We start from the raw sequence: 14,039 nt of genomic DNA, 5'->3' as shown, positions 1-14,039 counted from the left end.
TTATTTCACTTTAGCTCCCATGATAGCCAAAGACCTATTCTCTGCCTGGATGTCTGAGGCGATCGCGTCATCCAATACTGGATTATACGTCTGCGCCAACCCTTTCAATCGCGTGCCATCCAATCCGTAGGACAGTGCCGGATTATTGTCTCCTATTGGCAAGAAAACGCTATTCAGCATCGTAGTCGGAGAAAACGATACGCCAGCCACAATAGAACCCGCATCTCCGTATATCGCCGCTGTGATAGCAGAATTTTTAATGCTTGGTATCACAGCGGCATTATCGGCATGTGCATCCACATCCGTAGAGCCACTGCGCTGTGTATTACCAGAGATGATTGAATTGACAATTGTAAGGTTATTCACCAAAGACTGTCTGAATACACCGCCTCCGGGACCAGCAATTTCATTTCCAGTTATTGTACAGCTGATGATATCCGCCTTACTTCCGGCGTACAGCATCACACCCCCGCCACCATTAGGCGAAGTGCTCTTATTGCCTATTATCAAACAATTGACGAGGATCGCATGCGATTTCTCCCGCATATATACTCCTGCACCGAATGACGTGTTGCTGTTATTCGACACCTCCGAATTATACAGATGAATCGTCGCATTCGGGTAGCCGTGTATTCCTGCAGCAGTACCTCGCGCATAGTTATTGTTAAACTGCGAGCGATACGCTACTAAACTCGCATCTGCCACCCATACTCCGCCACCATTATTATTATTGTTCGAGTTATTGTTGACCTTCGAGTCTTCCATCGTCACCTTGGCTCCTGCGAAGACATACATACCGGCTGCGTACCCCGCTGTACCACCGCTAGTAGAAGCCTTATTATCTACAATTTCTACTTCTTTAAGGTGTACAATCGCATTTGCGATGGCTATACCACCTCCGTGACCACGATTGTATTGCACACCATTAATGCTCACGTTGCTACCCCTATTTGTCGCATTTCCACCACGAATGGTCAACCCCTCGAGATACACCATAGATTCATTCTCCAGTACCGCTGTCACCGTTACGGTATGGAATGCTTCTTTGCCTGACGCCATTTTTCCATCCAGTATGGTTTTATAACGTGTTGCATTTGGTGTCGCTCCAGGCAGGGCATCGGCTGCAAAACCTCCGATCAGCGAAATATTCTTCGAAATTTCAAAGGTCTTATCCGATTCTTCACCGGTGTCGCCATTCCGGATGGTTTTCGAAGGTGTATAGACACCCTCCGCCAGATAGATCGTACTGCCTGTTGTGGTTTGCTCCAATGCCGTATTCAAGTCGGTGGGTGAATTCCAAGACTTACCATCTCCCGTACCGTCTACAGTTACGTAGAAAACGGGAACTTTGCCGGATTCCTGTACCACGAGCACCTGTTTGGCATTGGCTTCGTTCATCCGTACCAAAATAATTCCCGTACGCTCGTCATCGGCATTGGTTACCACTGTAAATCCCACACGCTGTTTTCCTTTGCTATAAGCCACCGTGTCTAACTGTATCCAATCCACATCCGATTCGACCGAAATGGTCTGGTTCGATAGTACTTCAAAATTGTAGGCGTTGGATTTGCTGCCTACCTCCATGTAGTCTGTCCCCATTAGAAGTTTTTCTTCAAACGGGTCTTTATCCTTTTTACAGCTTCCCAAGCCCAGAAATATGAGCGCAGCGAGCAGTATATAGTTCATATTGTTCATTAGTATAGTTTTTTAAGCGCGTAAGTGTGTCAAGAATGATTAAAAACAACTAGATGAATAACATTTTTCATTATTCGTCCCATTTTGAATTCTGTTTCAGGTTGTCATTCAGTAATAGATCCTGTGAAGGAAGTGGGGCGAAGTAGTCCCTATCCTCCCTGAATTTTCCATTTTGCGGGAGAGGATCGATATTTCCTTCCGGCGCATTCCGTGCATCTGTTATGGGATTACGCAGGGTACGTTGGTTGATATTGATCATCGATGTGACGGACGAGGGTGCTCCCGAAGTACTGCCGGTATGTACAAATACATCCGCCGCGCCGTCGCCGGTAAAATCGTAAGCCCCTACTCCTGGGAAATACACCCCTACGATAGGTTGCGTAATCTTCAGTCCTTCTTTCCAGCGCATCAGATCATCCCATCGGAACCCTTCGTTAAATAATTCAGCGCGTCTCTCTCTTCGTATTTCCAGAATCACCCCCTTAAAATCCCCTTTGTCTACGTTCTTGTACATCGTCTCTAAATATGGATCTGGATTTGCATTCGCCTGTATTAGATCGAGATTAGGCATACCGGCGCGTGCACGCAATTTATTAATCGTCAGATTCAGGTCAGCTTGTGTCAGCAAACCTAATTCAGCTCTTGCTTCAGCAAATATGAGCAGCGCCTCAGCATAACGAAAGAGAATGATATCGAAATAACCAGCTGAGGTAGCCCATTGACTGCGATCTGGCAAAGCCTTGACCAACCGATATCCAGTTGTCGTAATGGTCAGATTGACAGGTTCATTTCTCGTTTCGCCATTCACCCGGAAGTCGGGCCCAGCTGTAGTCTGCGTAAGGCGAGGATCTCTGTTTTGCATTTCCTCATAAAATCCCATCGTGTTATAGTTGACTTTATCCGTAAATCGTGAACCGTCCCGCATCAAATAACTATTGATGAGATCCTTGGGCAACCCATAAGATCCTGCGGTAGCTGAGGTAAAAGAGTATCCCAAAGAATGAATTTTGATTCCTAATTCATAATCAACCGCTAATATGGTTTCGGTGTTATTCTGATTAATTAAGGAAAATAAATTTCGATAAGCCGACTCCGCCCCACCTTCGGTATACAATGTATATACCCCTGTACTGATCAACGCATTCGATGCTTCAGCAGCGAGTGTCAAATATTTATCCGCGTCTTCAAGACCATGATATTTCCGGAAGGTTCCTTCAAAAAGTGCTGCCCTAGCTTTTAACAGCATTGCGGTATATCTCGTGATTAGATTCAACTGCTTTTCGGCCGGAATATTTGTGATGGCATAGTCTAAATCGGCCATTACCGAATCCATCACCAACGTACGCGAATCTCTCGCTTTGTATAGTTCGGGGTCCTTGGCATCTAGCACTTTCCCATACCAAGGCACATCACCAAAAGTCTTTACCTTATCGTAATAGAAGTATGCCCGGAAAAAACGTGCAATACCGCTATATTTGGCTCTGGCTGCTTCATCCTGTACTTTATGATAGTTTGCTAAGAAATAATTTATTTTACGCAAATTAGTCCATGACCAGCCACCGCCTGTGACCGGAACTATCCGTGCACCACGGATACGTGGGTCCGGATTCAGCGGCATGAGATTGTCCGACTTCGCATCCTCGGTATAACTTTCTGTACCCGGCAGCATGGCGTAAAAATCGTTGGTAGCTACTTCCAGATCTTTCGCCGTATTGAAAAAGTATGGAGCCTCTACTTGATCCTCCGATGCTCGGTCTAAAAAATCCTCATTACAGGAAGAGAAAAATAGAATAGCTATCGTCAATAGCCCGATTGTCTTTATATTTAAATTCATGACTTTCATATTTTATAAACCCAACATTACACCAAAAGAATAGGTCTTACCCATGGGATACACCCGTTGGTCACCCCGATCATTTGCTGTGGCCGGTGATGAATAATTGATTGCCGAGCCCGCCTGCTCCGGATCGATATATTTGGTCAGCTTACCAAAGCTCCAAGTGAACATATTCTCGCCACTGAAGAAAATACGCAATCTATCTATCTTCGCCTTTCTCGTCAATTCTTGCGGAAGTGTATAACCCACCGTAAGGTTTCTCATGCGCAAATACCCGACATTCGTTAGGTAATAGTCATTGATCTCGTATAGCGAACGCCTGCTCTGCAAGGACGAATACCCCCTATAAATCTGTGGGTAGGTATTGTCCTTATTATCGGGAGTCCAGGCATTATCGATTAAATCCTTCCGAATGAAGGATAGATAAGGTCGTTGGTATGTTCCCCAATAAAGTTCACCTGTCGGGTACCAGTCCTGTCGAGCCACTCCGGCCACCGCTACGGATAAGTCGATATTTTTCCATGTCGCGTTGAGGTTTAAACCGAAAGGAAAACGCGGCATGGCATTACCGATGCGTTCCAGATCGCCGTGATTGGCCAATGTGTTATCGCCTTTGTCAATCTTACCATCGTCATTCAGGTCTAGATATTTAATATCCCCTCCACGTAAAAGACTCCATTCGCTGTTTTGCATAATGTTCAGGACATCGTCGTACACCTGGCCCAACGAGGTGGACGGGTTATCAAACGATTCCTGATAAGCCAATGCCTCTTCATCCGACTGAAACTGTCCATCAATCCGATATCCCCATATTTCGCCAAGGCGTTGTCCTTCGTAATAGGAACTCAACAAACCCGATCGATTGTTATATTTCGTAATGATACCCTTGAAATTAGAAACGTTTGCCGTGACATTTAAACGCAGAGGTGACCCCGCAACATTAAATTTTTCCCGATACGAAACACCTATTTCGTACCCCTCGTTACGCAACGCAGCATAGTTTTCACGCGGTTCGCTCGCACCAAATACATCAGGTAAAGGTTCGCCAGGTAGATACATTCCCTCTACATTCTTACGATACCAATCTAAATTCAAAAAAAGTTTGTTGTTGACCAGCCCGATGTCGGCTCCAACATTCAAACTCTTTGTTGTCTCCCACGTTACGACACTAGGTAGAGGAGCAGGCATTTGTGCGACGGTGAGCATATTCCCCATATTGAGCCAACTGTTGTTGCGTTCCACATTCATTAACTCCTTAAAGGTGTTGACGCCTACCGTTTGATTGCCCAGCTTACCGTAGGATGCTCTCAGTTTCATCGAGGGTACATATGCATTGATGCCATTCCAGAAGGCTTCCCTATCCAGCTGCCAACCCAACGATACGGAAGGGAAGAATCCCCACCTGCTATTCGCAGGAAATCGTGATGAGCCGTCATATCGTGAATTAACTTCCAGCAAATACTTATTGTCATAGTCGTAGTTGAGGCGCCCAAAAAATCCCCGTACAGCCCAATCTGTTGCCGAACCAGTCATGCTGTTCATCAAGGTCGCCAATGCGAGGTTTGATAGATCATCGATCAGTAGATCATCCCCTTTGACTCCGATAGCATCTCGATCGTACTCCTCCTGGTTGAAACCGAGTAAGAGTTTAAAATTATGTTTATCCACAAACGATTTTTGGTAGGTCGCGAATAGATTCAACGCATTATACTTATCTTTCGAACGCTGCTCCTCCAAACGGTTTATCCCCACGGTTTGGTGGTTCAGCCTATTCCCGGACAAGTAACTAAACTGATTTAACCGGAGGGCCAAATTTCTATTTTCGATGCGATTGCTGTAATCGAAGTTGATTTGAAGGCCCTCTAGGGGTCTGGCCACAACGCGAAAAGTATTGGTAAACTCCTCCGTATTACTTTCTCTCCAGCTTTTACCCGATACGAGGCCAGCATTCCCCCCCTGACCACCAGAGCCTGTACCGATATCGGTGGGGACACCATCTACAAAATTCGGGTAAAAAGGCATCAGGTTGTACCAAGTCGTCGTGCTCCATAGCCCCCCGAAACCATTGGAAAACCCGCCGTAATCCTTATCTTTTTCGTTGATAAACTGCACATTATTGGACACTTCCAACCATTTATAAGGTGTAAAAACCAGATTTGCCTTCATGTTTTGCCGGTCCATACCCGCATCTTTATTGATATTATTAATGCTCTGGCGCTCGAAAACACGACCTGATAAATATCCTCTCAGCTTATCCGATCCTCCGGACACCGATACATTATGAAAATTAGACGCCTGATATTTGCGGAATAAATAGTCCCACCAGTCCGTGTTATAGAAAAATTTATTCGTACCATCTGCCTGCAATTCGTGAAAAGGTTCAATCTCTCCGCGCGCCACCATTTGGATCGCTTCCCAATCCATGGCATTATACTGGCTATAGCTGCTGCCATTGTATCCGAATATCGCGGCATCCACCGTTTTTGCGTAGACATACGGATCAGAAATATAATCGGTTCGTGCAGTGGGCGTAGTCCAGGCGAAGTTGTTGGTATATTCTACGGTGGTAGTTCCCACCTTACCCGTCTTCGTCGTAATCAATAACACCCCAAAGGCTCCTCTAGCGCCATATATTGCTGCTGTACCAGCATCTTTGAGCAAAGTTACCGACTCGATGTCATTGGGATTGACTCGGGTGATATCACCTTCAATCCCGTCGATCAATACCAAAGGGCCTCCTCCATTAATCGAGTTAAACCCACGTACATTGATATCCGGTGTCGCCGAAGGGTCGCCATTATTGATCTGAATATTCAGTCCCGGCATTAACCCTTGCAGGGTGGCGGAAATATTCGCATCGGGTCGCAGGGCGATGTCCTCCGCATTAATCTGCGCAACTGCGCCAGTGAGGTTTGCTTTTTTCTGCACGCCATAACCTACCACGACTACCTCGTCCAGGTCACTCTTCTTGGCCTGTAAAACAATGTTTAGCGGCGTGCCCACCTCATATGGTAACAACTGCTCTTCATATCCTAGTGCTGTGATCAGTAGCTGACCTTCATCCTGCACCACAGGTATGGAAAAAGAACCATCCAATTGCGAGGCTGCAGCAATATTGCTTTCTACCAAGCGGATCGAGGCGCCTACCAAGGGTTCACCGTCGTTGCTCCGGACCACGCCAGTGATCTGCTGCTGTTGCGTCTCCGCATCCAGATCGGTAACCGTCAGATCCGTCGCCCTTTTAATGAGAACGGTTTTGTTCTGCACAACATAAAAGAGTCCGCGAGGGGTAAGACAGGCATCCAGTACCTTCTTCAAATCCGCGTTTTTGACATGCAGATCGATTTTGTCCACATACTTCAGCTGGCTGCTGTTGTAAAGAAAATCTAGATTAGTTTGCTCCTGAATCTGAGCCAGCACATCAGCCAGTTCGGCCTGCTGTACCGACAAGCTCACCTTCTGTGCATACGTACTTCCGCTTGCCTGCAAGAAGAGGCCAAAGAGCAGGAATGAATACAACTTCATCATAAGTAAACAGGTAAACAATCGACGATGACTCCGCACGATTGCAGTAATATTTTTATACATTTGATAGGTATTTGGTAAATATTATTAATTCTTAACTGATGCTATTTCCGGGTACTATCGAAGAGGGGGTGTTGGAGCATCTCCTCTTCTCCTGATATGATATCCAATGCTTACTTCATTACGATCACCCTCCCTTCCTGAATATCAAATCGTAAATCAGATACCTGTTCTATACTTTCCAGGACATCCTTGAGTTTTTTTGAACGTTTTATACTACCTGTAAATTGATCTGAAGATCCGGCCTTAAATTCCACACCTTCGATAGGATACCACTTGGCGAGATTGGCCATTATTGTCCGTATAGACTCGTCCTTAAACCTAAAATAACCGTCCCGCCAAGCCAATACATTATCCATATCCACATTTTTACGCAGCTGGATCGTATTCGATGCATGGACGACGGCCTGTTGGCCAGGTTTTATGCGTAATCGGTTCTGGTCGGCACCCACCTCCACGGATCCCGACAGTAGCGTGGTTTCTACCTGCCTGTCTTCATCATAGGCTGATATATTAAACTTCGTTCCCAGTACGCTTACTTCTGTATTTTTGGCATGTACTACAAATGGTAGTTCTTTGTTGTGTGCGACTTCAAAAAAAGCTTCACCCGATAGCGCCACTTGTCGTTGCTTCTTTCCAAAGGAGACGTATACCTGCATGCTGGAATTGGAATTGAGATACACAATCGAGGCATCGGGGAGCATCAGACGTAGGCTGACCCCCTTAGGCGCCACAAAATGATGTTTTTCATCGGCCCGAAAAAAATGAGCCTCCCGATTTTGTTTCATGACAATTGTACCATCATCCAAACGCGTGATGGCCAACCCCTTGTAGTGGATCGTATCTTCCTTTATTTCATCCAACGACATCTGCTTTCCATCTGCCAAGGTGATCAGGGCATCTTCTTGAGGCAGTTCTATTTCCCCAGTCGCAACAGCTTTTTGCATGGATATTACCGTCTCCGTATGCTGTCTTACATCAAAAATCTGATACGCGACCAATCCCAATAACCCCGAGACGAGGAGCACAGCTGCCACCTTTCCGAATTGCAAAAGGTGCATTTTCCGTAAACGTGGAACGGAAGCTGTTGTGGATTTGTCCTTCTCATCCATCCGATTCAAGATGCCCTGAAAAACAAGCTCTTTCTCAAAGTCCCTATTTTCTTCCAGCTCGACCAACTCGTCTACTACCTCCGAAAAGTCGGCCTCGTCCAACAGAGACATATAACGATCCAGCTCCTTTCGCTCGTGTTCGTCGAGCGTACCAGCCAGATGTTGCTTAAAAAGAATCCTAAATTTATTTTTATCCAACTTTTTATTTCCTTAATCTATATACAGTACACCTAAGTAGGACCATACGACTAGTTGGAATGAAAAAAAAAGTAGTTAGTAAGTAGATACTAGATGAAAGAATAGGAAAGAGTTAGCAGGATAGGGACGAAATAATTGTAATCCGCCTGAGTTAGTGTTTTACGCAGACTTTTCAGGCCCTGTGTAATATGGTTTTTTACCGTGTTGGGAGAGATTCCCATTTCATGTGCAATCTGTTGGTGACTGTAACCCTCCATACGGCTCAGTTGCAAAGCTGTCTTTTGTTGCTTGGGCAATTTTGCGATAGACTGTTCGAGTTGCCCCTCCAGTTCGCGCAGATCTAGTTTCTCCTGTACATCGTTGACGACGATATTCTCTACCTGCTTAAGATAATTTTTGGCTACGCGGGCATGTCGTAATTGATTATAACACAACCGTTTTGCGGACACGTAGATCAATGGCCAGATATTCTGGTCTATTCGGATCTGCTCGCGGTTGCCCCATAGCTTTACAAAACAGTCCTGCACGATCTCTTCTGCAACAGCAGTATCTTTCAGCAGCTTATGCGCTAGATCGAAAACCAGTGGTGCATAGACATCATATAGCAACCTGAAGGCTGCTTTGTCCCCTTGCTTAATTTGTAATAATATCTCTGTTGAGCCTGCAATCATGGTGTCAGCTATTACCGAGGATAATTTAGATTCTCCATAAAGGTAGAGACAATAATCTAAAAATCCAATCCGACCCAAAGATACAGTTGCCATATTAACTTAATATTAATTTCAACAAACCGGCCTGCAATACGGACGGGAAACTCCCTACAGCGTTGGCACCACCACTTTGATCGTCCCATCCGTGTTAAATTCCATTCGGTCGATGCATACCTCCCTGTTATAACCTGCCGCCCAACCCATTCCTTTCGCATTTGGCCGGCGAAAACGATGATACACTATGTACCATTCATCAGTACCCGGAACTTGAATAACCGAATGATGCCCGGGACCATAGATTCCTTTGGTGGTGTCCTTTGCAAGAATCAAATTACTTTCCGGAATGTTCAAGGGGCCCGTGGGACTATCCGATATCGCGTACCTTACGCGATAGTTTTCATCACGCGTATCGTTCTCCGACCAAAAGAAATAATATTTGTTGTTACGATGGACGACATAAGTACCTTCCCGGTATGTGCTTTTCGGAGTCAATACGTTGATGGTCTCCTTTTTGATAGAGGTCATGTTCTCATTTAGCTCCGCAACACGCATATACCCGCTTCCCCAATACAGAAAATACTTACCACTAGCGGGGTCGTACATCACGTCAGGATCAATTTCTTGCGAACGCGTAGTCGTATCATTTGGAATTATTGGTTTTCCCAAGTCCGTAAACGGACCTGTAGGCTCATCTGCTACCGCTACACCGATATTTTTGGCGGCCGAATAGTAGTAGTAATACTTATATCCCGTTGCCGTCTTTTTTTCTATAATACACGGTGCCCAAGCATTATTTGAAGCCCACCGTGTATCACGTCTTAGATCCAGCATCACCCCCTCATCTTGCCAATCGCGTAGATTAGAAGAAGAGAATACCTTAAAGCGATAACCTGCCCAATTGTGAAAGCCATCACTAGTAGGGTATAGGTAGTACTTACCGGTTTTCTCTGCGTACAAAATCTCGGGATCAGCATAATAGCCATGTATCACGGGATTGTTCTTATTATCGGAAGGGAGCAGGTATTCCCTGGCGGCTACGTTCGCACTATCGGAAAGTAATTTTACATCTTCAATCCTGACCCAAAAATCCGTACTGCCAAAACGGTCGCCCCGCTTATTTCTCCATACCCCCTGCTCACCAGCCACCTCCACGTGCAACGTATAATCCCCTTCTGGAAAGGCAGGACTCACAAAACGTAACCCTGAGTGCGTTACTTTGCTATAAAAATCGACCAACGAACTTTGCAAGGTATCCCCCCCTTTGCCTACTATGCTAATTCGGGCATAACCACCGTCTGGACCGCTGCGTCCGACCAAGCCGAGTGCTGCACCGTTAAACGGAATAGTCACAAAATCTCCTTTCCGGTTCGATTTCAGTTGTTGATTAACAGGCAATCCTAAAAGCTGTCTGTTTACGGGCCGAAAGGTAGTAACGTCCCAGGCCGCCCAATACGTCGGAATAGACAACGTGGTTCCTTTCGCTTTCAAGGGCAACCACACCTGTGTGGCAGCCTGCCCTTGCCGAGGATAAGACCAGCGATCGCCCATGTACATATACTCCATTTGCTTGCCGCTCTTTACAGGGAAGACAAAACTGCACTGCGAATTGTGCGTCAGTGTGCCTTCGGGAGCAAAGACACCTTGTTTAGTCCAAGGCCCCTCGATCGACGGTGCGGTATGGTACATGTTGTCGTTGCGCTCCCAACTGGTGAGTCCCGAACTTAACAAATAATAGGTACCACCTTCATGAAACATAGCGGGCGACTCGCCTGATCCGGGGATCCCCGAAACAACCCTATCCGCCGCCGATCGAAAATCCGCGCTCAATCGGTAAATATCGCCATGGTGCATCAACAGGTATCCTGTGCCGTCGTGATCCTGAAAGGTTCCCATATCCCATTTCCGGATAGGTTCACCCTCATAAAGCAAAGGACCCTGAAACGTGTATTCTCCGTTGATGGTCTTACTCGTTGCATACCCCACCTGCGGATCCGTATATTTTCTGTCGTCGGTATGCATGTACATGACGTACTCGCCTGTTGCAGGTGATTTCATCACCTTCACGCGTTCGCCCACTCGATCAGGCCCTAACGGCCCGTCTTTTTGCTGGGGCAAAGCTAGCCGTTCAAAAGTCCAGTTAACCAAATCTGTCGACGAATAGCAGCTAAAGCCGATGAACATATTCACACTATCCGTCTTATACTCACCAAAGAGATAGTATTTTCCATCATCTTCTACAATACAGGCACCATGCGCATTGACAATATCGGCTTTATCATCAAACCAAGGCACACCATTGTAAATAACAGTATTATTTGTAGAAGAAACTTTCTCCTGCCCCCAGACATTATACATTGACATTAAAACGAAAAAGATCGTAGTAAATAGCTTCATAATAGAATATATTTAAAGTGTATCTAACACTAGATTAAAAAATATCGTCAAAATCCCTCCCCTCCGGTCGGAAAGACGCGTTCTGAATTTTATCCGTTTAAGCGTATAACCAGAAAAAATAGGGTCAACAGAATTAAAAAATCATCACCTGATCAAGCACCACCCCCTCATCTAGCGCCTTGATTTGCAGACGATGCTTACCAGCAGCACCAACGGGAAGTTTCACTACACGGATGGCCTGATTGCGCAGTACATTTCGTTTCCATTCTTCACTTCGGCCTTCCGTTTTGTAAGACACTTCCTGCATCGGTTGGTCATCCACGGCAATACCAAACCGCAACTTTTTACCATCTACCGCATGATTAGGCAATAAGCGCACTTCAATGACCAATGAATCCGTAGCATCGTGGGTAAACTCCAGCGACACCTGCCCCCCTTTAGGAAGCGACAACATCCGGTTGCTATAACCTAGACCCGTAATTACGCGTGCACCAGTCTCCCTTTTATCAAAATCCTCGGCATTGAAGCTATATTTCGGTTGTTGCTGTTCCACCAGCGGTCGGTTCGACTTTTCTTCCGGTATCTTTTGATACACCGCTAGATTACGGGGTTTATAATCCATTATTCTGTTCCACTTGCCGTCTTCCAAACCGTTATACCGTGCGGTAAGCGATACAATACTATCGAAAGCCCGGTGGCTGTCGTTCCATGAACCCTTATCGTGTCGTGCAAGCTGTGCCTGTAACAATTTTTGATTCATTTGTGCAGCAGCCTGTACCGGATATTTGACCAGCTGAAAATAAGCGGACTGTTGCGCGGGCGAGATCTGTCTGGCGATTTCTTCCACCTGATCCGACAGCTTTACATAGTCGTTTATCCGTTGGCGAATTTCTTCTTCGTTCCAGTCCAGATCCTTGACAATTTTATAATGCGGATCCTGTTCTTCCATCCGTGTATTCCCCATATGTTCGGGTTTACGGATGTAAGCCAAACGATAATACTCGTTCATTATTGGCAATAGACTTTTAGCTTCCTGCTCACCAAATTTACCTTCCAACCAAGATAACAAATGTGCCGATACACCGGTCTTATTCACAGCTTCAATATCCCAGGCCATATCCAAAAATAACTCCGTCTGGTATTCGGCAGGTTTGATGTCTCCGACGTTCACAATCCATAATTTGCGTACGCCCTTGTCGTAAGCCAAGCTCATCTGTTGGTGCAACAGGGCCGGGTTAATTGTTGATAGCCAAAGGTAATCGTGCGGGCGCCCCCAATACGATACGTGGTAATAGAGTCCGTTTCCTCCATTTCTCGCCCGTTCCGTTTCGTCGGGAAAATGCTTGATATAACCGTAATTATCGTCGCACCATACCATCGTTACGTCCTCCGGCACATCAAGACCATCGTTGTACACGTCGAGCACTTCTTTGTACGGAATAAACACCTGCGGTACCTTTGTCGGGTCCGGGTTGGTGTACTTTTTCAGTAATTCGCGCTGATCGGGTAATACCTGTGACAGTACGGCTTTATGTTCTGCTAACGTTTTCACACCCTGCATCATCCCATCGTGCTTACCACGAAGGCCGATGGTAAAAATATTTTCCGCTCCCTGCAATTCCTGTAGACGCTCGGCCCAATAATTCAGCAATTCCTGCCTGTTGGTTACATAATTATAGTCTCCCTTTCCAGATACATCCCATTCGCGCGCGCTGTTACGCATGAGCGGTTCGCAGTGCGATGTACCTAACAGGATACCATACTTAGCTGCCGCTTCCTTATTTCCAGGTGTAAAATAGAACGGAATCGTAACCTCATGCATCGCCGGCCACAAAGTGTTTGCACGTAAGCGAAGCAACAGCTCAAATATACGGGAATAGGTCTTCGGGCCGATCTGTCCTTTTCGATCCGACGGCTCATACGTCATACTGCTCCACGGCATTAGCCCCCAATCCTCATCATTTAAGAATATACCCCGGTATTGCACCGAAGGCTTTTGGACATCATAATAATTTAGCGGCAAAGCGACTTCATCCCTTTTGCCGGGGCTAACATCGGCCCACCATACCCAAGGGGAAACACCGATTAGGCGCGACAGTTCTAATACACCGTAGGCAGTTCCCCGTGGATCGCTACCGATCACGAGCAGATAGCTTTCGTTTTTCTCCTGTACAACCTGTAATTTGAAGGCTTCCCATTCGCCTTTTATAGCTGAAATATCAACTTTAAATCGAGACAATAGCTGATCTAAAGCTGCATCCTTGCCCGCGACACCAACGATGACACCGCCGTTTTTGACGTCTCGAGAATTTATGAAGCCTTGCTCGCTAACCCGCCTTGCGTCGTCGAGTAGCATATCGATTGCTGTCTTTACAACAGGATCGGTACCGTTGTAAGTTACCTGGGTTTGCTTATCACGTCGGATAAGTTCAAACTGGGCTGTCGCAAACGCATCAAAAACACATATCGAAAGAAAAAGGAACAGCGCAATTTTTTTGTTCATCATCA

7 protein-coding genes are annotated in these 14,039 nt (G+C 46.0%); all 7 read right to left on the bottom strand.

Annotated elements, in window-relative coordinates; all coding sequences use genetic code 11:
- The 7 genes from C4F40_RS13225 to C4F40_RS13195 all read right to left on the bottom strand — a co-directional run bounded on the left by C4F40_RS13225 (window position 1) and on the right by C4F40_RS13195 (window position 14,037).
- Window positions 1–1,695 carry a right-handed parallel beta-helix repeat-containing protein gene (locus C4F40_RS13225; RefSeq protein WP_196939854.1) on the bottom strand — a complete coding sequence of 565 codons (1,695 nt, stop codon included), beginning with the start codon at window positions 1,693–1,695 and terminating at the stop codon, window positions 1–3.
- Window positions 1,696–1,765: 70 nt separating this feature from the next.
- On the bottom strand, window positions 1,766–3,529 hold the full coding sequence (locus tag C4F40_RS13220) for a RagB/SusD family nutrient uptake outer membrane protein (RefSeq protein WP_196939853.1): 1,764 nt from the start codon (window positions 3,527–3,529) through the stop codon (window positions 1,766–1,768).
- A 12-nt stretch (window positions 3,530–3,541) separates the two neighbouring features.
- On the bottom strand, window positions 3,542–7,060 hold the full coding sequence (locus C4F40_RS13215) for a SusC/RagA family TonB-linked outer membrane protein (protein ID WP_231390061.1): 3,519 nt from the start codon (window positions 7,058–7,060) through the stop codon (window positions 3,542–3,544).
- 170 nt (window positions 7,061–7,230) lie between these two features.
- Window positions 7,231–8,427 (bottom strand): FecR family protein, encoded by a 1,197-nt coding sequence (locus tag C4F40_RS13210; protein ID WP_196939852.1) that lies wholly within the window; start codon window positions 8,425–8,427, stop codon window positions 7,231–7,233.
- An 89-nt stretch (window positions 8,428–8,516) separates the two neighbouring features.
- Complete coding sequence (locus tag C4F40_RS13205) at window positions 8,517–9,191, bottom strand: RNA polymerase sigma-70 factor (RefSeq protein ID WP_196939851.1); 675 nt, start codon at window positions 9,189–9,191, stop codon at window positions 8,517–8,519.
- A gap of 54 nt (window positions 9,192–9,245) precedes the next feature.
- Complete coding sequence (locus C4F40_RS13200) at window positions 9,246–11,531, bottom strand: family 43 glycosylhydrolase (protein ID WP_231390060.1); 2,286 nt, start codon at window positions 11,529–11,531, stop codon at window positions 9,246–9,248.
- A gap of 133 nt (window positions 11,532–11,664) precedes the next feature.
- Entirely contained in the window at window positions 11,665–14,037 is a 2,373-nt protein-coding gene (locus tag C4F40_RS13195; protein ID WP_196939850.1) for a glycosyl hydrolase 115 family protein, read from the bottom strand.
- Window positions 14,038–14,039 lie beyond the last annotated feature (2 nt).

This window comes from Sphingobacterium pedocola (genome assembly GCF_015209965.1).
GTDB lineage: Bacteria > Bacteroidota > Bacteroidia > Sphingobacteriales > Sphingobacteriaceae > Sphingobacterium > Sphingobacterium pedocola.
The sequence above is the reverse complement of the archived record's forward strand: the minus strand, read 5'-3'. Positions and strand labels throughout refer to the sequence as shown.

Excerpts from the sequence above, each read along its gene's own strand:
- C4F40_RS13215 (WP_231390061.1), bottom strand. The coding sequence starts at position 7,060 with ATGATGAAGTTGTATTCATTCCTGCTCTTTGGCCTCTTCTTGCAGGCA.
- C4F40_RS13225 (WP_196939854.1), bottom strand. The coding sequence starts at position 1,695 with ATGAACAATATGAACTATATACTGCTCGCTGCGCTCATATTTCTGGGC.
- C4F40_RS13220 (WP_196939853.1), bottom strand. The coding sequence starts at position 3,529 with ATGAATTTAAATATAAAGACAATCGGGCTATTGACGATAGCTATTCTA.
- C4F40_RS13200 (WP_231390060.1), bottom strand. The coding sequence starts at position 11,531 with ATGAAGCTATTTACTACGATCTTTTTCGTTTTAATGTCAATGTATAAT.
- C4F40_RS13195 (WP_196939850.1), bottom strand. The coding sequence starts at position 14,037 with ATGATGAACAAAAAAATTGCGCTGTTCCTTTTTCTTTCGATATGTGTT.
- C4F40_RS13205 (WP_196939851.1), bottom strand. The coding sequence starts at position 9,191 with ATGGCAACTGTATCTTTGGGTCGGATTGGATTTTTAGATTATTGTCTC.